At 40.8% G+C, this 21,455-nt stretch carries 18 protein-coding genes; 11 read left to right on the top strand and 7 right to left on the bottom strand.

The window, feature by feature from the left end; translation table 11 throughout:
- Window positions 1-11 precede the first annotated feature (11 nt).
- The 3 genes from LPTSP_RS19225 (at window position 12) to LPTSP_RS16535 (ending at window position 1,479) form a co-directional block, all read left to right on the top strand.
- Window positions 12-209 carry an isocitrate lyase/phosphoenolpyruvate mutase family protein gene (locus tag LPTSP_RS19225; protein WP_217350171.1) on the top strand — a complete coding sequence of 66 codons (198 nt, stop codon included), beginning with the start codon at window positions 12-14 and terminating at the stop codon, window positions 207-209.
- Window positions 166-477, top strand: coding sequence for an isocitrate lyase/phosphoenolpyruvate mutase family protein (locus LPTSP_RS16530; RefSeq protein WP_245915605.1), 312 nt, complete (start codon window positions 166-168; stop codon window positions 475-477). The genes LPTSP_RS19225 and LPTSP_RS16530 overlap by 44 nt, the downstream gene beginning before the upstream one ends.
- 108 nt (window positions 478-585) lie before the next feature.
- Window positions 586-1,479 carry an esterase/lipase family protein gene (locus tag LPTSP_RS16535; protein ID WP_108929749.1) on the top strand — a complete coding sequence of 298 codons (894 nt, stop codon included), beginning with the start codon at window positions 586-588 and terminating at the stop codon, window positions 1,477-1,479.
- A 6-nt stretch (window positions 1,480-1,485) separates the two neighbouring features.
- Here the strand turns inward: LPTSP_RS16535 and LPTSP_RS16540 are convergent, their stop codons facing one another.
- Both LPTSP_RS16540 and LPTSP_RS16545 read right to left on the bottom strand, forming a co-directional pair.
- Complete coding sequence (locus LPTSP_RS16540) at window positions 1,486-3,156, bottom strand: DUF6055 domain-containing protein (RefSeq protein WP_108929750.1); 1,671 nt, start codon at window positions 3,154-3,156, stop codon at window positions 1,486-1,488.
- A gap of 39 nt (window positions 3,157-3,195) precedes the next feature.
- Complete coding sequence (locus LPTSP_RS16545) at window positions 3,196-5,097, bottom strand: CASTOR/POLLUX-related putative ion channel (RefSeq protein ID WP_174704474.1); 1,902 nt, start codon at window positions 5,095-5,097, stop codon at window positions 3,196-3,198.
- A gap of 227 nt (window positions 5,098-5,324) precedes the next feature.
- Between LPTSP_RS16545 and LPTSP_RS16550 the strand changes: the two genes are divergently transcribed.
- Complete coding sequence (locus LPTSP_RS16550; protein ID WP_108929752.1) at window positions 5,325-6,173, top strand: hypothetical protein; 849 nt, start codon at window positions 5,325-5,327, stop codon at window positions 6,171-6,173.
- A 7-nt stretch (window positions 6,174-6,180) separates the two neighbouring features.
- On the opposite strand, the gene LPTSP_RS16555 is transcribed toward LPTSP_RS16550, so the two are convergent.
- Window positions 6,181-6,792, bottom strand: coding sequence for a TetR/AcrR family transcriptional regulator (locus LPTSP_RS16555; RefSeq protein WP_108929753.1), 612 nt, complete (start codon window positions 6,790-6,792; stop codon window positions 6,181-6,183).
- 154 nt (window positions 6,793-6,946) lie between these two features.
- Here LPTSP_RS16555 and LPTSP_RS16560 point away from each other — a divergent pair, with 154 nt between their 5' ends.
- From LPTSP_RS16560 to LPTSP_RS16570, 3 genes are all read left to right on the top strand, one after another.
- A complete protein-coding gene (locus tag LPTSP_RS16560; RefSeq protein WP_108929754.1) occupies window positions 6,947-7,810 on the top strand; it encodes a thioesterase family protein in 864 nt (287 codons plus the stop codon).
- A 52-nt stretch (window positions 7,811-7,862) separates the two neighbouring features.
- Window positions 7,863-9,188: a thiolase family protein gene (locus tag LPTSP_RS16565; protein WP_108929755.1), complete on the top strand. Its 1,326-nt coding sequence runs from the start codon at window positions 7,863-7,865 to the stop codon at window positions 9,186-9,188.
- Window positions 9,189-9,376: 188 nt separating this feature from the next.
- Complete coding sequence (locus LPTSP_RS16570) at window positions 9,377-10,702, top strand: thiolase family protein (RefSeq protein ID WP_108929756.1); 1,326 nt, start codon at window positions 9,377-9,379, stop codon at window positions 10,700-10,702.
- A 74-nt stretch (window positions 10,703-10,776) separates the two neighbouring features.
- Here the strand turns inward: LPTSP_RS16570 and LPTSP_RS16575 are convergent, their stop codons facing one another.
- Together LPTSP_RS16575 and LPTSP_RS16580 are read right to left on the bottom strand one after the other, a co-directional pair.
- Window positions 10,777-11,673, bottom strand: coding sequence for a bile acid:sodium symporter family protein (locus LPTSP_RS16575; RefSeq protein ID WP_108929757.1), 897 nt, complete (start codon window positions 11,671-11,673; stop codon window positions 10,777-10,779).
- A gap of 19 nt (window positions 11,674-11,692) precedes the next feature.
- A complete protein-coding gene (locus LPTSP_RS16580; RefSeq protein ID WP_108929758.1) occupies window positions 11,693-13,987 on the bottom strand; it encodes a SpoIIE family protein phosphatase in 2,295 nt (764 codons plus the stop codon).
- Window positions 13,988-14,321: 334 nt separating this feature from the next.
- On the opposite strand from LPTSP_RS16580, the gene LPTSP_RS16585 reads away from it, so the two are divergent.
- A complete protein-coding gene (locus tag LPTSP_RS16585) occupies window positions 14,322-15,398 on the top strand; it encodes a hypothetical protein (protein ID WP_108929759.1) in 1,077 nt (358 codons plus the stop codon).
- A gap of 81 nt (window positions 15,399-15,479) precedes the next feature.
- On the opposite strand, the gene LPTSP_RS16590 is transcribed toward LPTSP_RS16585, so the two are convergent.
- Both LPTSP_RS16590 and LPTSP_RS16595 read right to left on the bottom strand, forming a co-directional pair.
- Window positions 15,480-16,064, bottom strand: a complete 585-nt coding sequence (locus LPTSP_RS16590; RefSeq protein WP_108929760.1) for an OmpH family outer membrane protein — start codon at window positions 16,062-16,064, stop codon at window positions 15,480-15,482.
- Between the two features lie 57 nt (window positions 16,065-16,121).
- Entirely contained in the window at window positions 16,122-16,943 is an 822-nt protein-coding gene (locus LPTSP_RS16595) for an extracellular medium-chain-length polyhydroxyalkanoate depolymerase (RefSeq protein WP_108929962.1), read from the bottom strand.
- A gap of 350 nt (window positions 16,944-17,293) precedes the next feature.
- On the opposite strand from LPTSP_RS16595, the gene LPTSP_RS16600 reads away from it, so the two are divergent.
- From LPTSP_RS16600 to LPTSP_RS16610, 3 genes are all read left to right on the top strand, one after another.
- A complete protein-coding gene (locus LPTSP_RS16600; protein ID WP_108929761.1) occupies window positions 17,294-18,343 on the top strand; it encodes a DUF3089 domain-containing protein in 1,050 nt (349 codons plus the stop codon).
- A 101-nt stretch (window positions 18,344-18,444) separates the two neighbouring features.
- Window positions 18,445-20,763 (top strand): sigma 54-interacting transcriptional regulator, encoded by a 2,319-nt coding sequence (locus LPTSP_RS16605; RefSeq protein WP_108929762.1) that lies wholly within the window; start codon window positions 18,445-18,447, stop codon window positions 20,761-20,763.
- A gap of 96 nt (window positions 20,764-20,859) precedes the next feature.
- A complete protein-coding gene (locus LPTSP_RS16610; protein WP_174704475.1) occupies window positions 20,860-21,291 on the top strand; it encodes a YiiD C-terminal domain-containing protein in 432 nt (143 codons plus the stop codon).
- The last annotated feature ends 164 nt before the right edge of the window (window positions 21,292-21,455 follow it).

Here is a 21,455-nt window from a genome sequence, read left to right on the forward strand (position 1 = left end):
CAAAGGAAAGAATGGCTTCTACTCAAGATCGGTTAGGCGAAATATTCCGAAACCTACATTCTCAAGATATTTTTGTAATGCCTAACGCATGGGATGCCGGAAGCGCTCGTATGTTAGCAGGTGCGGGATATTCTGCGATAGGAACTACGAGTGCCGGTATCGCTTTTGCGGCCGGATTGCCTTTTTATACCAGGGATAGGAGATCCTAAAACGATTGGCACATTAGTAAATTCTATCAATGGTCCATTGAATGTTGTAATGGGTTTAAGTCATAACCAACTCACCGTTGAACAATTAAGATCTCTTGGGGTTCGAAGAATTAGCATAGGCGGAAGTCTCGCTCGAGCCTGTTTTCATCTGATCCGTCAGGCTGCGCTTGAAATTATGAACTCAGGCACTTTTACCTATGCGGATCATCAGTATTCTCAAAAAGAATTATGCGATTTTTTTGCGGAATACGAGGCTAAAACAAAATGACATTCTTCCACTTTTCACAGAGTAGAAGGACATAAAATTCTGTTTGCGCCTCGGGGCTGAGAATGGATTCTACCGTAGGGCGGGATTTTCGCCCGCGGCAGAAACCGAATGAAGAGAGACCATCTTACTTACCTTCCTGAAAAAGGGAATATCCGTCCCGTATTCGTACAACATTTAGCTGAGATCTATCACCATATATATTATTTTTTCTGTCATATCCTGGGGATCTTTATAGAACTTCCGGACCATACCGAAGGATACAAGCGACCTATCGTATGTGTTTCCGGATTTTTAGGAAGAGGTCTGACCTGGTCGGCGATGCGTAAACATCTAATCTCTCTTGGACATCCTGTGTATGTAGTCCCTCTTGGTTTCCAAACAGGAAACATCCGTAAAAAAAGTAAGATACTGGAGAATTTCCTAATAGAGAAGGATATCAAAGACTGTTATTTGATCTGCCATTCCATGGGTGGATTGATCGCTGCAGGTTTAACTTATAAAGGACGAGACAGGGTCCGAAAAATTTTCGTCGTAGGTTCTCCTATGAATGGAACTTATATGGCTTACCTTGCTCCAATCTTTCCTTGCACCTGGCAAATGATGCCTGGATCAAAATTAGTGAAGGAAGTTGTAGAAACTTATTCAAAATTTCATAATGTACAAGCGGTGTTTACAAAAGGAGAAGGTATAGTCCGTCCTTGGGAAAGCGCTACCCTGGGCCATTTTGACGATGTTGAGATCCCTGAATATGGACATCTGAATTTATATTTAGGACCTCTAGGAATAGAGTGTATTGGCTCCTTGGTCACTTCCGAAGAGAAGAAGGATCCACTTCCTATCAAACAAAAACCGGCTGCTAAGGAAGATATTAAGAAGGACGTTGTCACTTCTGCTTCCAAAAAAGCTTCTCCTAAAAAACCGGCGACTAAGAAAGCGAGTCCTGCTAAAAAGAAAACGACTAAGCCAGTTCCTAAAAAAGCAAAACCTAAAAAGAAACGTTAGACTCCTTTATTGTTTCGGTGGGAAGTACGTAAGAGATTTTCCGCCGGAGTCCCATTTCCTTGTTCCGGCTCCCCAAACAGTAATCGAATTTTTTTCAGAAGTGAAACTTGTTGTCCCATCCGGGAACACATTCACCTGGTATTTAGGAGTCTCCAGTCGATACGTTCCATTCTTAAAAAGGAAAACTCTTTCCTTTCTAGGAGATTGAAACACACCTTCTGCTTTCCCTATCAGCGATTCTATCTTCAACGAAAAAGGAACTCGAATATCTGGAATGGAAGAAGGATCGGTAATATTCGTTAACTCAGCAATTTCTTCCGTATTGAAAGAAGAAGCTTCCGAGGAAGTAAAAGGTAAAGTGATAGTTCCGACGATTTCCCATTCCAAAAATTTTGTCGGAAGATCTTTGGTTTCCGAATCTAAATAACTTAACAGATCCGATTGCAATTTAGAAACATTCGAATTGAGCACGGATCTTAATGCGGAATCTATACTTTCTCCTTCACAAGTTTTATCCCAAAGATCTTTGATCTTAGAAATCCCGTATTTTCGGGAGATAAAGTCCATTGCAAGAAATCCAGCAAGATAAGGATCCGATCTTTCCAACTGCAATTTGTTCTTTTTGAGAATAAAGTTTTCATAATATTCTCTATATTTGGTTCCTTTATATTTTGGCCACCCGTATTGTGCAATAAATTCGGCGTGACCTTCTACAAGCCAGGCAGGTTGAACAATGGGGGGTTGGTTTTTTCCAGTTCGGATCGCGCCACATCTGATCTGCTGCATATGATGAGTGATCTCATGATAGATCATATGAGTAGGTTGGGTAGAATATTGATGTCTTCTGATCTCCGGATCTGCATCTTCCGGTATCATATCCTTTTCAGAACTTGGATCGCAGAAACTGATCCCGTAAATCCCACCTCTACCACCACTGCAAGCAATCCCGGCTAGATTATTAAATTCTCTGAACGATTTCGCATCTTGGAAAAAAGCTACCAGGATCTTAGAAGAAGGGACCAGATCGAAATCATTCTCCGCTTTTTTGAAAAAATCTTTCGTAGTTTTAGATTCCGTAAACGCATGTACGAAAAGTGAATTTTTAGGTTCGAACTCGAAATAAAAACGATCTTTCTGTTCTGATAGTTTTCCGTATCTTCCTGGTTTCGTAAATCGGAAGAATTTTTTCTCCGAAGTATTCTCATACAGGTATTCCAGTTTGCCCGACACAGTATAAAAAGAAACTGTGATCTGAGATTTGTCGGGAAAGGTTAGCACTTGCTCCGATTGGCAGTTCGGGCATTTTTTAGGAAAGGAATAGATCTTAACTCCTTCTTTTTCTAATCCCCATTCTTCAGAGGATCTATGCATAAAACTAGTGCCGTCTTTTAGATCCCATTTATAAACTCCGGGACTCCACTGATAAACAGTTCCTCCATCCGGCCCTGTGTAGTACCCGACTGTATTCGGAATTTTTAATTCAAAATCTTTACCATTCGGAAAAGTAAATTTATCCAATTCTTCCCAGTTAGAAGGAGCGGTTTTCCAATTCGATAGAATAAACTTAGGAGAATTGGAACCGTTTAGCAAATCCACTTTAGGAGTTTGGACTTGTGCGTGAAACGAGGAGGTAAAAATCAGAGTGTAAACTAGGATCTGAAAAATTCTTAGTCTCAATGTATTTCTCCCGATTTATCTAAGAAGAGACGAAATAAACTAAGACTGGTCTTCCGATAAAACGATCAAAGAATCGGATTCATGCAGGGAAAAATATTCAGACTTATCCGGGATCAAATACACTCCATAACCTTTGGATTCATCCGTTTCTTCCGAAACGATCCTGATCCCAAAACAGGTTTCCTTTCTTTGTTGGGCAGCATACATACAATCAGCAAAGTTCACACGTTTTGGAAAATCCTCGAAATATAAAAATGCGGGTTTGAGATAGATCTCGCTTCCTTCCGGATCGAATAAACTTTCATATACTCTCATTACATCCGGTTCTTGGGAAACTTGCGCCATCATTTTGGAAACGAATTGGTTCGAGATCAAAAAGTCTTTTACGCCAGTTTCTAAAACTAATTCCGTATTTTCGGAATTCATGATCTCGGTAATAAGTTGGGTCTCAGCTTTTTTACCGCCTGATCGGTGTTTCTTCTTAAAGTATTGTCGGAACCTCAACAAAAGAGAAATGGTCCTTGCGTCTACTTCCTCGATGTTCTCCTTCTCCTCGGCCAGGAATATTACGGAATCATACTGTTCAGGAGAAAGTTTCTCCAAAATACCTTCTTGGGAAAGATTTGCGATCAAGGATCTAAGCTTGATCTGAGGATATTTTCTCTTGAGTTTTGCAAGAGTAGTTTTGATCTCTTCGTTGGATTCGTTTATTAAAAGATCAATTTGAGAGTCTGGAGAGGAAAATTTTGCATATTCGTCCACGATGATCTTACTTTTGGAATTCCAACCAATGATCAATTGTTTGTCGATCGGCCGTGAAAGAGTAGTATTCGGATAAGAAAGCGCAGCAGTCACAACCAAGGGCTTCTCGTCGAATTTGATCTTAGAATCGTCTTCTGCAAGAATGATTGCATCTTCTTCATTCTCCGGTAAATATTCAGGATCCGGATTTAAAATAATCTGCCCGCTGGTCTTTCTAAAACCTAAGGGGACAGATTCCTTAAATCTAAACGAAATTTCGGAATAGTTTAAGCCTCTCCAACCGTTCTTAGGTTTATAAAAATAGATCTCATTTCCTTCGAAACCGACCAAATTGGAATACACAATCGCAAGACCGGAAGTTCTGGAAGTTTGAACAAGCAATTTAGAAAGAATACTTCTTTCGTCCATAACCTGGACTGATTCGGAGAGGTCAGAAGCAATATTCCGATTTTCTAATCCATGAAGTTCTGCAACGATAGGAGGAAGACCGGACTCTCCCTTTAAAGCTACGAGTGCCATAATGGACTTTAATACTTTTGCATCTCCTATGGATTTACCTTCTTCAGATTCCTCCGAACCTGAAGGATTGAGTATGATGATACTTTTTGCTTTGGATGCATTCACTTTTTTTAATGAATGAAGATGAGAAGGTAGTCCGGACCTCGTGATAATTTTTGTGGTCTTTGTATCCTCCAGATTTTCGGAAAGAAAATCATCCATTTCTTCCTTGTCTTGGTCCGCAAGTATAACCGCGGCCTTTCCGGATTCGGAAGAGTTTGCTTCGATCAATTCTCTTAATATTTCAATGGTCCTTATTCCAAAACCCAAGATCAATGTATGATCCGTTTCTAAAACCTCACTTTTACCTTTTCTGAGTTCTTGTATCTTTTGATCGAATTGGTTTGTTATGAATGCAACTAAACTGGAGAATAGGACTAAACCTGAAAATACGCTTAAGATCCCTACGAATTTATTGAACCAGTTGGATTCTCCATCCTCTGCAACTGCTCCTGCATCTGAGATCTGTAAAAATACTCTCCATAAAAAATCGCCAGACTCTTTGATGGATTCATCCGGAAAGACGAATGCCCCGGAGATCCGTAGTAAGGATAAGAGTACGAACGCTCCTAAGAAAAGGGTCATCAGAGCTACGAAGACGGAACCTCCTCCCCTAGACATAAAATTATCGAAATGGTAACGGAGCTTTTTGAAAATGCCTAGTTTCTCTTTCATGAGGGACGAAGATTAGTTATAGAACCGCCTATTTCAAATCTAAAATCCTAAAGCTGGAAATTTATTTTTGAACAGACTTTTATAATCGATCTAAATCCCAATATTTCTAAAACCGGATCTGAGATTTTGACCGACAAAATTCAAGGATTCTGAAATACTCGGTCGATTAGATTATGACTCGAACCCTGTTCTTTTTTCTGAGTAGTTTATTCTTTCTGCTCACTTGTAATTCTCCCCAAGTAACCGCATATCAGGAGCATAGTGAGCACCATGAATTTATAGGGAGTTGTTTGGATTTTTTGGCCGGGAACGACTCTTTTGTTCCTTTGACGGATGCGGTCGCCTTGGAGGAATTACGACATTCTGCCGAAGAGCACGCCTCTAATAGTGTGATTATCGGGGACCTATATTATGATCTGAACCAGAAGGAAGGAAAACATTTTTATCTGCAAAGCGATGACTCTATCGCTTACTATCGTCCTCAAGCGGTTGTGCTTGGAGGATGGGAGATGATCCAGCATCTATGTGCTCGTCACATTCGACACGAAATAGAAAGAGGGTTTGCAAGATCTTCTTCCATCGTAAGAAAGGATCTAGCGTCCATCAAAGAGGCAGAAACTCTTGCCGAAAAAAACCTGATCATCTATTTGAAATTCGCTGAGGCTTCCAAAGGGAAACCGAGTCATATTAGAAATTTCCTTTTTATTCCAGTCTCTAGATTTTTGAAGAAGGGAGGGGGGATCTATTTTCCTTCCTGCAATTTGATGGATAAGATGAAGGATCCTATTTTGTACGGATTACAAAGTGCTAAAAGAAATCCGGAAACTATGACTGCTTGGACTCAGATGATGTTAGCTGTTACAAATTTTTCTGCTACGCATATGCAAGATTGTAGGGTAAGTGCAGAAAGTCCTTTAAAACTTTTACAGGCAGAAAAAACGGAATTAAGAGATGTGATCGAAGAGCCCCAAAAAACCAAATCGGCATCCAAGATCAAATTTGGATCCAAAGCTCGGAAATAAATACGATTTATTTCGCAGTATATTCTTCGAAAATTTCCCTAAGGCTATCTTCCATTTCTCGGATATAACGCAGATCTTTGGTCATTCTCCAGAGAGTGATGGAGCCATGATACGCCATTAACACTCTTCTGGAAACATACTGTATATCCATCGTTCTGGAAAATTGTCCGGAAGCAACTGCGCGGCTGAGATAATCTCGGATCATCTTAGTCCATTTTTCGGCGATACCTTTTAGAAATTCGGTATATTCAGGATCCGCATCCATAACTTGATTTGCAAAACCAGCAAACGGATCTCCGAAAAATTCATGATGGCGGATCTGTCTTTCTTTTAAGATCACCCAAGCTCTTAAAAATTCTTGGACTTCAGGATATCTTTCCATGAGAGAACCAAGATCGGAAAGAGTCTTTTCTTCCTGACGAGCAAGGTAAGCGATCCCAAGTTCTTTTTTAGAAGGAAAATGATCGTAAAGACTAGCAGCCACTGACCCGGATTCTTGGATAATCTGTCTCATTCCGGTATTGGAAAATCCCTGTTTGTAGAAAAGATCTGTCGCAGTATCCAGAATTCTTTCTCGGACACTGGCCCCGGAATCTCTTTTTTTTCTTTGAGCGGTCATGTGCTTAAATACGTTATTTTTTCAGTATTGCCCTAAAAACCTCGTTTCGTCAATAGAATTTGGGTTTAGCGTATAAAAAACCAGAACGAACGTTCTGTATTTTTTTATTGCCCCGATTTCCTAGGGGTCTAAGCTAGTGTCAGGACGGTTCAAAATGTCTGTTACGGAAAAAGAACAAGTCAGAACCAGATTTTCGGATCTAGATACACAAAGACACACTACTAGCAGGACTTATGAAGACTCTTGCCTAGGGGACAGGTATCGTATCCTAGAAGAAGCGGGCTATTCTTGGAAAAGAATGATCGAAGAATCAGTTCGATTACAAACCGTCGGGGGTGATATTCGTTTTCTTGCCCAACAAATGGAAAACACTGAATTATCCATACGCACTAGTTATCGCTCCGGCCAAGATGGCCTATTAACATTTTCTCAAGAAGTTTTGGATCCGAACGGAAAAGTTGCAGCAGAGATCAAAACATTAGCAAGAACTGAGAAGGACGGAAAACCTTTCCAACTCATCGCGGCCGAAGCTACTTCCGAAGAACTGATCTCTTCTTTCGAATCTATACCTTCTTTTTCCGGATCTTGCGAGCGCACACTTGCAGAGAGAGATCTATTTTATTGCGAAAGAAATCCATTCGGCGACTACAACCCTTCTCACTATTGGAGATTATTGGAAGAAGGTCGCTGGAATTTTACTGCAGAATGTGGACTGAGCCTGGAAGATCTGGTCGCAATGGACACCACACTTTTCTATATGGGTGGAAAGATCCGTTATCGTAAACCTCTCGCCGCGGGCAGAAGAGCGAAGATACAAACCTGGATTCATAGTTTTGATAAGATCTGGAGCCGTATGAGACAAGAGGTCAGCGACTCCGAAACTGGAGAGATTCTGGCGGAATCCATGGATGATCTACTCGTAGTATCCGTAAGCAAATCTAGACCTAAAAAACCTGGAGAGGATTTGTTGAAAGTATTCGCAAGAGTCACCGAATTCCCTGAAGGAGGCTCTAAATGAAATATTATCTTATTCTAATGAACGTACCAAATAAAAGGTCTGGAGAAAGACAATGAAACTCGATAAAAAATTGGCGATTTGTACGCCAAGAAGAACTCCCTTCGCTCAGATTGCGAAAGCTTTAGGACCCTATCCTGGCCATCACTTAGGTCGTATAGTGGCTGAAGACATCATTGCAAAGAGTGGAGTTAAAAAAGATCAAATCGACGGGATCGTGGTCGGAGAAGGATTCTCTAACGCACCGAACTCTGCGAGAGTGATCGCTAACTTGATCGGACTCAGAGACGAAGTTCCTTCGATCACAGTTTCCAATAACTGTGTATCCGGGATCGAAGCTCTTTCCGAAGCAGCTCGCCGTATTATTCTTGGAGAAGGGGAACTTTTCCTAGTAATCGGAGAAGAGTCCCAAACTTCTATGCCTTTCGTAGTGAAAAACGCAAGATTGAACAAGAAAGCAGGATCTTTGGATAAACTGAAAAAACTTCTTCCTGATAATCTTCCTGAAGGTGTTGAACTTAGAGACACTCTGGAAGACGGACTTGGCGACGGAGAAACTTCTTACGGAATGCAAGTAACTGCTGAGATCCTTGCTCAGAACTACGAACTTTCTAGAGAGATCACTGATAAATTAGCTTTCGAATCTTTCAAAAGAGCATTAGAAGCTTCTAAAGCAGGAAAATACGCTCCATTCATCATTCCGATGAAAGACGAAGATGGAACCGAACTTACTATCGATGAGGCAGTTGGACTTCGTGAAGGACTTGTTGAAAACCCAAGCCGTATGGGAAGAGCAATGCTTCTTTTTGAAAACCCTCAAATGAAATTTGATGAATTCAAAACCAAGTATTCCAAATATCTTAAAAAATCTCACGGACCAACCGTTTCTATCTTCAACGCGAGCCCTCGTTCTGATGGAGCAGCTGGTGTTATCTTAACTACTGTTGAAAAAGCTAAAGCTCTTGGATTAAAGATCGAAGCAGTACTTTCCGGATGGAAAATGTATGGCGTTGATCCTAACTTGATGGGAATCGGACAAGCTTATGCTACTGAGGCCCTTCTTAAAGACACCGGAGTGAAGATCGAAGACGTAGACTACGTTGAGATCCATGAAGCATTTGCAGCAACTGCAGTTGCAGCTCTTGTTCAGATCGAAAAAGATACCGGTTGGAAATGGGAGCAAAAATTCGACGAGAAGAAGATCAACCCTAATGGTGGATCTATCGCGATCGGTCACCCATTCGGAGCTACTGGTATCCGTTTGGTAAGCAACGCGATCATGGATCTTCAAGAAGATCCTAAAGCTAAAAAAGTGGTTCTCACTGCTTGTGCTCACGGTGGAATTGCAGGAGCAATGCTCATTGAAAGATTCGAAGGTTAATTCTTAGCTTTTTGAATTGTATCCAAGCCCCGGGGAAGGAAACTTCTTCGGGGTTTTTTATTTCTTTGTTTGTACGGATTTGTTTTAGTCGCTCGGAATTTATTTTACTTTCAATGTTTCGTTTTTTATGGTCTAAATAGTGTATATGCACCAATGAAAATTTTCGGAATTAAATCGGGAGAAAAACGATGAAACTCGAAACTAAACTCGCAATTTGCACACCTCTTAGGACTCCGTTCGCGCAGATCGCAAAAGGATTGGGAGCTTACCCAGCTCATCACTTAGGAAAGATCGTAGCGGAAAGTATCATTCAGAAAAGCGGGATCAAAAAAGAAGAAATAGACGGTATCATAGTGGGAGAAGGGTTTCCAAGTTCTCCGAATCCTGCCCGCGTAATCGCAAATCTGATCGGGCTCAGGGATGAAATTCCTTCCATCACTCTTTCCAATAATTGTGTATCCGGATTGGAAGCTGTCTCGGAGGCAGCAAGAAGGATTATCTTGGGAGAAGGAGAAGTATTTCTCGTGATAGGGGAAGAGTCCCAGACGGACATGCCCTTTATCGTAAAAAACGCAAGATTGAATAAGAAAACCGGATCATTAGAGAAATTGAATAAACTTCTGCCTGATAATCTTCCTGAAGGCGTAGAGCTGAGAGACACTCTGGAAGACGGTTTGGATGATGGAGAGAATTCTTACGGCATGCAGGTCACCGCAGAGATACTTGCACAGAATTATGAACTGTCTCGTGAGATTACTGATAAGGTTGCATTCGAATCATTTAAACGTACTTACGACGCTTCTATGGCAGGAAAATATGAGTCGTTTATCATTCCTGTAAAAGACCAAGAAGGTAACATGTTAAAAATTGACGAAGCAGTGGAACTCAGAAAAGGTCTCGTAGAAAATCCAAGCCGTATGGGAAGAGCGATGCTTCTTTTTGATAATCCTCAGAGTAAGTTCGAAGACTTTAAGAAAAAATACGGCAAAGATCTGAAGAAAACTCATGGACCTACTGTTTCTATCTTCAATGCAAGTCCTCGTTCAGATGGGGCCGCGGGGGTGATCATTACCACTGTCGAAAAGGCAAATGCTCTAGGATTAAAGATAGAAGGACTTCTTTCTGGCTGGAGAATGAAAGGTGTACATCCGAATCTGATGGGACTTGGACAAGCAGTCGCCACAGAAGGTTTGTTGGAAGACCTACAGCTGAAATTAGAAGATATGGATTACATTGAGATCCATGAAGCTTACGCCGCCACTGCAGTCGCAGCTATGGAACAATTGAAAATGGATACTGGTTGGGATTGGGAGAAAAAATTCGATGAGAAGAAGATCAATCCTAATGGAGGATCTATTGCGATCGGTCACCCGTTCGGTGCTACTGGAGTTCGCTTGGTGAATAATGCGATCATGGATCTACAAGAGGACCCCAATGCGAACAAGGTCTTACTCACCGCATGTGCTCATGGAGGAATTGCAGGATCTATGTTGATCGAAAGATATAAAGGTTAATATTAATATTAAAGCTAATTCTAAAACTAAAACCCCGAAGGTGAAACTCTTTCGGGGTTTTTTATATAGAAACTTTAACTTGCTCTTTCTAAAGAAGGTTGGTCCAAAATGGATCTTCTATTTTTTAAGATGAATAGTCCGAATACCAATGCAGTCACAAACATGAGCAGGCTATAAGTAATAGGCACCACAGTCATAGTGGGAACTTGTAAAATGGTCCCTGTCACCAAAAGTGCGGTGGTTCCATTTTGGATCCCCAACTCAAAAGCGATCGTAACCGCTTGGGTCCTACTTAAACGCAAAAGTAAACCGAGTAAAAATCCAAGACTGATGCAGATACAATTCATAGTTAAAGCAGCAGCTCCGCTTTGAGCAAAAAATCCCCACATTTTTTCCCAGTTCTGTTTCACTAGGCCTGCAATGATCGCAAATAGAATGATCATTGAAAAAACTTTTACAGGCTTCTCACAAGCAGCAGCAAATTTTGGAGAATAATTTTTCACTGCCATTCCGATCCCTACAGGCAGGACCGTAATAATGAAAAGTTGCAAAATGGTTTTTACTATTGGAAGATCTATCGTTTTCCCCTCTCCCATAAAGTATACCATGGAGTAGTAAGTTAAGAACGGAAGAGTGAAAGGTTTGATCACGCTAATGAGAGCGGTTAACGTTACTGATAAAGCCACATCTCCTTTGAACAAATACGAATACATATTCGAAGTCGGGCCGGATGGGCAGCAGGACAAAACCATTAATCCCACAGCCAATAGCGGTTCCAGATGGAACATTGTAGCAACCATAAATCCTAAAAACGGTAATAGTAAAAGTTGGGCTAAAAGTCCTACCAATACTGCCTTAGGGAATAGAGCGACTCTCTCGAAATCTTTGAGCGTCAAAGATAATCCCATCCCGAACATAATTATAAAAAGTGAGATCGGAAGAACTATCTCCAGTAAAAATCCACTTTGCATTTTTTTCTCCTTATTGTTTTTAATTCGTTTCTTTTGATACGAGTCTTGTAGCTTGTCCGTTCGTTCTGACCGGCTCTTTGGAAAGTGAGTATTCTATCTTTAAAAAAGAAATATCGTCTGTAAGATATTCCTCCATGTCTTGGTAGATCTTATATAGATCTCCTTGCGCTTCTTCTATCCTGGATAAGAAAGCTTCCTGATTTTCGTTGATCTCTTTAGTTCCGTCTTCTCGGATACCTACGATCAGATCGTCTTTGCCGTCCGAACCTAAAAACAAACAATCGCCCGGTCTGAGTTGAAAGGATTGAACCGTGAACGTTGTAGATGAATCGAAAGGCAATCCGATCCGATTAAAAAAATGTTTGGTCGGGATCAGACTTGCTTTTCCATTTCTGTATAAGATGGGAGAAGGATGTTCTGCGTTTACTAAATAAGTTTTGCCTGTGGATTCTTCTATCACACCTAGGATAGCGGTGACGAGCATACTCCCTTCGAAAATCTCAAACACTTTAGAAAGTTCTAAAAAGGCTGATCTCAACCAACGTTGCGGAGTAAACTCTATCGTCTTATCTTCAAATAGCCTTGTTCTATTTAAGATGGAGCCGAATACGGAGCCTAGAACGATCGCGCCTCCCGCACCCTGGATAGATTTTCCCATTGCGTCCGCGTTCATGAACACGGTACAATTTGTTCCTCCGATCTTGAGGCTGGTCGACATACAAAGATCCCCGCCGATCTCGTGGTTTTGTTGTTTGAATACGAATTGTTTTTTCTGGCGAGTGAACGATTCTACAAAGACACTTCCGTTCCGGATTGTCTCTATTCCGAAAGGTTTTAGAAGAAGGGACGTTAAAAAATAATCTCCCTGTTGTTGTTCCAATAATTGCGTGAGCCTGGAAGTTCTATCCTTTACTTGATCTTCTAATGTGTCCGCATATACGGAAAGAGCGGTTCTTGCTTCTCGGATTGAGCTTACCATTCCGTTGAATGAATCTGCAAGAAAACCGATCTCGTCTTGGATACGAACTTGTATCTTTGTATTCAGATCTCCTTGGTTTACTTTTCCAATTCCTATCAATAAATTTTTAAGAGGATTCCAGATCGCTCCTCTAAAGAAGAGCCTAAATCCAAAAAGTACTACAAGTACAGTAATAAATAAAACTGCGAAGTAAGGTCTGATCGCTATATGGAGAAAGCTCCTATATTCTTCGTATGGAAATGTTGCCTCGTATTTATGATCTCGATTCTGGAGAGAGAATCTATATAGTACGGATCTTGGTTCTTCTTCGTTACCTTCTATAAAATAACGTTCTGCTTCTAATGGAAATACGGAGCCATAATATCCAGAAGATTGTCTTAAAAATCGTTTGCGGGTGCTTGGGTTTTTAGGAGTTCCTACACGTGAGGTGGAGTGCGAATTTCGGTCTGTTGGAATTCCCACATGCGATACCGAATCTGATCCCGGAACAGCCTTCTTTATAAAAATCGAATTCTCCGCTTCTCTCAATTTACCTAGATCGAATGTATCTTCTTGTCTGGAAACGGAAGCTAATCCTATCCAATATAGTATGAGTAAGAATGTTCCCAAACAAATCCCGGTGATCCTATTCAGAAAACGAGTCTGGTCCGCAGTGGTATTGATATAAAGCACCAGGATCACAAAACTTCCAGGGATCATGAAGAATGTATACACAGTCAAGAAGTCCGTTCTAGAGATCAGTCCGGCTCGGCTCATACTATTTGCAATCACTGGAGGAAAAATGAGTAAGGAGAAGAATAGAACGAATAGTCCTGTAAAACGATTGGATTCTTTGGAAGTAGTCCAACTTCTCCATATGCCTGTACATATCATTAGGAAAGAATAAACTAATACCAAAACACCTAAGATTTTGTTTTCTAACGGAAGAGAGAAGGTCCAGATCTGCTCTGTAAAATCAAATACGGGTTCTTTTCTAAATGTGCAGAAAATATAATATACGGAGAATGTGATCCAAACGAATAATTGAGCGCTTAAAAAACGAAATGCAAATTTTTCTTTTACTGGATTCGGGTAGAAGAAAAAGAACTGCCCCATACAAGAGAATGCAGGGATGACAGCCAAGATTAACCATCTATGATAAGCTGCCATAGGGGAATCTATACTGTATGCGATCACGAATGCGAACGCATGAATTGATAATAGAAAAAATGCTCCAGCCAAATAAGAACTGGACTTGGACCTATTGCGGATGGCGGCCAGAAAGCTTCCAAGCACCGCGGTGAATATACAAACGATCAAAGATCCAAAGGAAAAAAAAGTCAGCTGCAAGCTCATAAAGCCCCCAAAGACTTTTAGCAGGAAGCGTGCCAATCCTAGTTTAGATTTTTATTTTGGATGATCCCTCGTATCCTGCATCAATTCTTCATTTAATTTATTCCGATTGTTTGAGAACCCAAAACATCGATTGTTTTCAATCAGTATGGCAAAGAACGGTCGATCGATTTTAATCAGTTTCCTATTAGAATGCTTTATCTCTTTGTTTTACGCGTGTTTCTCGGGAAAGTTTTATAAATTACTTTCTGGCACGAAAACTGCTTAGAGAGGTTAGTCTCCTGAAAACTTCAAATTGGATTCAGGAGGCTCGTATAAAAAAACGAGGAGAATGTTAATGCGATACGGATGGAAAGGGAAGTTAGTGAGGGCCTTTATTCTCTTACTATTTCTTCCACTTATGGTCTTACCGATCTCCGCAGAAGAAAAAGAAACTGCGGAACCGCCTAAAGATAAATGGAGAATTTTACTTGGAGCCTTTGCCGGCCAATTCGATTTACAATTACAGACGAAACTTCCGTTCAACTATGTAAATCCAAACTCCGGCCAAAGAGAAATTCCTTCTTTAGGCAGAGCGAGTGGTCTTACACAAAATGGAGCCATGGACTTAGGAGTAGAAGGGATCGGTCCACAAAAAGGATTACAGTTCATGATCCTAAGCGACTCCTTGGTTTTCCAAGCGACATACGCAAGAGTGGATGTAAATTTTGCTCCTCTTAGAAATCCTCCGATAGGCGTGAATACTGCGGAGGGAAATGCAGGAGGGAATGTCTATTCTACCAACTTGGACTATTATATGAATATAAGTCGTTATGTTCAACCCATGGTGGGGATAGGATACGCTGCGTTCGGAGCGTATTATAAGGCACGTAACGTTGTTGGAACGACGGTCGGCAACGGGCTCTACGAATCCTTTCCTACAATAGATGCAGACGATGGATATAGTTCCGATGTGGGTAAGGCAGGACTTCGTATCAAGTTACCTATTCAAAGCTGGTACATCACTCCTTACTTCCAATATGCAGGTAACGAATACCATATCAACGTACGAACTACTGCAGGAACTGTACAAAATAATGTGAATGGATATCCTGCCGATCCAAATGGAATGTTGGATGCTTGGTATTACCAAGGGGTAGGCTCTGTTAGCACAGTGGATTCGATGACCCAGGTCTCCAGACAGGCAAGAAGTGCAGGGATTGTTTTCTTTATGGATTATAAAAAGTTCATAAGTCTTACGATCAACGCGAGACGGAACTTTACCCAAGCCGCTTGGAACGTTTCCGCTACCTTGTTGGTATTCCTACATCCGAATATGGGGATCATGGCGAACTATGCATACTCGGAACCTGAGATCTTGTTCAGTTTTAACAGATCCTGGGCAATCGGACCGGTATTCACTACTACATTCTAAAAAGGAAATATATAGATAGTTATTGGATAGGAAAATAGAAAAAAAGTCGATTGGAAAGATCGACCTGATGCGTAAATAAGACTAATGATTTCCGGACTTTTTAGAAAGTTCGGAAATCGATCGATCCAAAGATTCTAGTTCCGTTCTGAATTCTTTTCTCCGGGTCTCAGAAAGTTCTTCTTTAAGCTTTTCGAATGTTTTGTTCAGGATCTCTCGCAGATCCTTTTTTTTTCTCAACTGCAACAGAACATAATCTTCTTCTTCGAAAGTATTTAAGCCTGCAAAAGATCTTTTGTTTTCCAAATATTCCAGTTTTTCATGGAAGGATTTTGCTTTTTCCGTTTGGTCTAGACCAGGACGGAATATATTCTCTCCTAAATTTTCAAAGATCTCTTTTGTCTTGGACAAAAAAGGAAAGCCTGCTAGTTCGACTAATATGAATGAGTCCGTAAAATTTTTGTCGAGATCCGGCTCCGAAGTTTCTTCCGAAAAAATAGATCCGGTAAAACTTTCTGCAAAGCTGAGGGGTTCTTCCGCTGGCTCGTGGGCTTTAGCAGTAGTGGATAATTCTGGATCTGATCCGGAGAATATAAAATAAAAACAGAATATTACTGAAGTAAAAAGAAATGAGAAGATTGATAATCGGAATTTGGATAAGGATCTCATAGGTTCATCCTAAAAAAAGAATCCGGCGGGGAACACCGGATTCGAATTGGAATTTACTTAACGGTATTGGTTAAACCAAGAATATATTTTTCCTGCGGATGCAGATACCCATTCATGCCCAGCTAGGTAATCAGTATATCTATCCGCAGGAATTCCTTGAGATCTGAGTTTGTCATAATACAAATCCATGGTCCACCAAGGAACAACAGCATCTATGAATCCGTGTACAAAGAATGTAGGCGGATGATTGGACGGAAGAGTTGGAACGATACATATCGGTCCGCTACAAGTTGCGTAAGAACCGGATTGGATCGCTAATGCCTTGAATTCTCCCGGGAAGGATACCGCCATACGACTCGTGTTGTATCCTCCGCTGGAAATACCGGTTGCAAATTTTTTATTCGCATTGATCGGACCGAAACTTCCATTGCGGATCGCAGCAAACAGATTATTTAAGAAAATATAATCAGCTGTCAGTTCATAGATCGTAGGTATATTGGTTTCCCAGAAAAGATCCAACCCCGCGTCCGGAGCGATCACTGCAAATCCATTATCCAACATCTTCTCGATGACTTTTACTTCGTAATATCCACCGAACGGTGCTCCCTGCGTACGAGAGAACTGTACTGTAAAGAACGATCCTTGGTACATTACTACTACAGGCCATCCACCTGCAGGTGCGGTTCCTTCGGGTACTTGGTATCTTACATCCCTGAATATCCCTGGTCTAGCTTCGATTTTTTTTGTAGAGTAAGAGCAACTGGTCGTCTTGATCAAAAGACCGGTTGTTTTACAACGAGAAGCGTCTACTTCTCCGGCACCTGCAAATAGCAGAGCGCCGATCAATAGAGGCATTAACATCGTGATTCTCTTCAGCATTTTTTTTCCTCCCCGGACCGAATTCATTCGGGCCGGTATGCTTCCTAAAGCAAGACTTGTGCCTAACGCAAAAAATGTTTTGCATAGCGTACGTTCTACAAAATAGATTCAAAATTTTGAAAGTATTAGCTGAATCGTTGTTCTAAGAAAATTCGAATGATCATTTTCAGTCGCCGAAAATAGACAATTGATTGATTTCAATCGATTTCTATTCCGCAAACTAGTAGAATCGCTGTTATATATGAAGGATCTGCAAGGTTCGGAACTTCTATACTCGGCACGGATATTGCTTTGTATTCTTTGGAATCTTTCCCAAAAAAATCAAAGGGAAAGAGGAGGATTTCTAACGCATGAGACTTTTCTTATATTCTTCTTTGCTGTTCTGGGGATTTTTATTTTCAAACTGCACTTCGATCTTTCTGTATTTGATCAAACCTTCCGGTCCTTTCACCCAGGAGAATGTTCCCACTACTCCAGATTATTCAAAAAAAGAATCCTGGGCAGCTCTTCCTGAATTGAAGGATGATCCGGATGAGGTTCCTGCTATTGTAGGTTGGACGGACGGACAGGAAGTGGCGAAGGCGGATGTTTTCTTCGTTCATCCTACCACTTTTATAAAGGCAGAAGGATGGAATGCAGAGATCGGAAGCAGCTTGATCGTTTACGGACTTTCTCCCTTAAAAATGCAAGCATCTGTCTTTAATGAGTCAGCAAAAGTTTATGCGCCTAGATACAGACAGGCCGCCTTATATTCTTTTATAGATGATTCCGGAAATGGAGAGAAGGCATTCGAGATTGCAAAAAAAGATGTACTCTCTGCATTCGATCACTACCTAAAACATTATAACCAAGGAAGACCGTTCTTTATCGCAGGTCATAGCCAAGGTTCGATGATGCTTGTTCACGTATTAAAAGAATATTTGGACAAGAAGAAGGTCCCGAACTTTGTAGCTGCATATCTCCCAGGTTGGGCAATACATTCTTCAGAGTTTAAAAATCTGAAAGTTTGTAAGAATGCAAAAGACCTAGGGTGTTATATCAGTTGGAATTCTAAAAAATGGGGTTCACAACTTTCAGACTTTGCACTTCCTCCCGAAAGATATATAGGAGGAGTTTGTGTGAATCCTGTGAACTGGACTCCGAACAGTCCCGAAACTCCTAAAGAAGAACATAAGGGTGGAGTGGGCATCCAGTTCTCCGCATTGGATAAAGCTTATGTTAGGACTAAGTGTGAAGGGGAGATGCTTTGGGTGGATCTACCTTCTAATCCGAATTACGAATCCAGAAGAGGGAATAAGAAAAATTATCATATCTCCGATTATGGACTCTTCTATTTGGATATCCGAGAGAACATAAAAGAAAGATTGGAAGAATACTTTAATAAAAAAGGAAAACGTTAGAACTATCACTTAAGCGGCGTTTCGGGACTTGATCCAAGAAAACCGAAATGTCGCTTGACCTTCCGTTTCGGAATGGTCTTTTTAAACTCCGCTTTTATTTCATGTATCTCCAATTCCTGACCCTTTCTTTTTTGATCGCAGTACTGCTATGTATTTTAGGCGTAGTGTATTGCCTGAGTGTAAAAAATAAGATCTCTGGGATCAGGGAGTTGATGCTCTCCTTTTTATGTTTGGTCTTTTTATATTCTGCCTGCGTATATGCTTCCATCGAAACGGATCCAAGAGGAGCATTACATAGATGGGTCTCAGTTTCTGCCGCATTATTCGCCGGCGTTTTCTTCCAAAGATTTTTTCTAAAATTTCCATCCGTAATTTTTCCTAAAGTTTCTTCTTATCTTTTTAGGATCCAATTGGGAATCGCTGCGTGTATCTCTCTTTGGTTCGTATGGGAGACAAAGGACTCGGTCAAAACGTTTAGATTTAACGGACAATACTGGGATCTAACCGCTACTTTTCCGGGAAGAGTCGTTGCGATCATTTCATTATTCTTAGTTCTAAGTGTGATCGTAATCGCAATCGCACAGATCTTAAAGAACAAGGATCAGAAAAGGATTGCTCTTGCTGGGATCTTGGGCTCCTTCTTCCTGAATTTTTTGATACCTACGATCTATCTAACCTTGTTCCGGCTCGGTCAGGTAAGCGCAGAAGTATTCGTAAACGCACTAGCTATCTCTGTGATCTCCGGTTTTTTTGTATTTCATATCTTTTTTGTAAGTTATGGAGGACATAGAACTTCTCTTACCGTACGGATACTAACTATAGTACTTGCAATGGCGTTGTCCGTGACCCAGGTGATGTCGGGCGGATTAAGCAAGGCGATAGAGAACGAATACGATAGTATCCAGACAAATGTATTACAAAATGCAAAACTATCATCTCCTCCAAAGGACTCCGTTTTTCTTTCTAAGATAGGGGAGAATACTTCCAAATCTGATCTGAGTGCTGCAGTTATAGGAGTTCGATCTTTCATTTTGACCTCTTCCGGAAAACCTCTGATCGTATATCAAAATTTTGTAAATAATACGGAGATGGGACTTGAATATTCTTCTTATAGAAGTTTTGTTCATGGGTATGTTTTAGATTGGGCGATCCGACTTTTCGTAGGTCTTTGCGTATTGATTTTCGGTTTTCTGATATTTATGAAGATCTCAATCTTAAATCCTTTATTTGCCTTATTAAAAGGTTTGGATAGGGTAGAAGGAGGAGAACTTTCCGTCGAAGTAGAGGTTCGCAATAAGGATGAGATCGGACTCTTGACCCAAGCATTCAATGCTATGGTTCGATCCATTCGAGAGGCTAGGCAGGAACTCCAACAATATACTTCCAACTTAGAAAGAACTATTTTAGAAAGGGATTCTATCTATGATGCAGTTCCCCAGGAGAGGATCTTATCTAATAAGACCTTAATATATGCTTCCAGAAGTATGCAGGCGGTAGTAGATAGAGTAGAAAGAATTTCCGGAAGAGAGCAGCCCGTTTTGATTACGGGGGAGACAGGCACTGGAAAAGAGATCATTGCAGGACTTCTTCATGAATTAGGAAGAGGAAAAGACAGTCCATTTGTGCCGATCAACTGCGCTGCAGTCCCGGCGAATCTTTGGGAAAGCCAGATTTTCGGCTATGTAAGAGGAGCATTTACCGATGCAAAGTCCGATTACGCTGGACTCGTCGCGGAGGCTAACGGTGGGACCTTATTTTTCGACGAAGTGGGTGAGATGCCTATAGAGATCCAACCTAAAATATTAAGATTATTGCAAGAACGTAAATACAAACAAGTGGGAGGTCGTTCTGAACTTAAGGCGGAATGTAGAGCGATCTTTGCCACTCACAGAAATCTTAGATCGATGGTCGCAAAGGGAACTTTTAGAGAGGATCTGTATTATAGGATCAATGTTTTCGAGATCGGGATTCCACCTTTAAGAGAAAGAAGATCCGACATTCCATTTCTTACAAATCGATTTGTGGAACATTATTCCAAACAAATGGAAATGGATAAACCTAATATCAGCGAAGAAGTTATGGATCTTTTTTTGGAATTTCCTTGGTCCGGAAATATCCGAGAATTAGAGAACTGTATTATCCGAACTCTCGCAGATCTAAAAGGTGATCATATTAAAATTTCGGATCTTCCTCCCGAGCTATTGGAATTGAAAAGCTCCCAGAGAGAAGAGATCGGGGAAATTCCTATTGCGAACGGATCTTATGCAGCCGGGTTCGAGCCTTTGGTTTCCATGTATTCCAGAAGATTGATAGAAACAGCATTACAAAAATGTAAAGGTAATAAATCTGAGGCCGCTAGGCTTTTGAAGATATCCAGGGGGAAATTACAATACCAGATGAAAATGCTGGATATGGAGTAGTCCAAAAGTTCGTTTTACAAACGAATCTAAGAATAAATCAAGAATCTGCGTTCTTTTCGATTTGATATAAAACGAACGTAATTTCTAACTAGGCATATGACAGAGAAATTCGACGTTTTGTCCATACCATTCAATGTGCATATCCAACTTTCCAGACCTAAACAGGGAGAGGATGCTCTCTTAGTCATGGAAGACAAACCAATCTACAAAAACCATGTTGGCTCAGGACATGCTGCTGCGTTATTTGCTCTCGCAGAAGGAAGTGGAGGAGAATATCTACTTTCAAGAGTAGCTTCTCTTCCTTTTGAGATCATTCCGGTAGTGCGTAAATCCGAAGTGAAATATAAGAAGCCTGCCCAAGGCAGAGTGGTCTCCAAAGGAGTCATCGACGAGCAAGAATGGTCCGCTTTTATGGCCCAACTTGAAAGGAAGGGAAGAGCGGGACTCACTGTTGGGGTGGAACTTTTTGATGAGACTCAGTCGAATGTTGCTAGTTTTAGTTTCGATTGGTTCATTGCTAAGAAATAAAATACCTCCACTTACACTGATGTACCGATCACTTATATTTGAATTATAAAATATTCTTAGATTGATGCTGCTACGTTCGAAATAAATTAAAAATTTATAATGTTTTTTCGAACGTATGTGTTTACTTACATATTTTCTAAAAATTATTTGACCTTCCTTAAATT

This window comes from Leptospira johnsonii, from assembly GCF_003112675.1.
Taxonomy (GTDB): Bacteria; Spirochaetota; Leptospiria; order Leptospirales; family Leptospiraceae; genus Leptospira_B; species Leptospira_B johnsonii.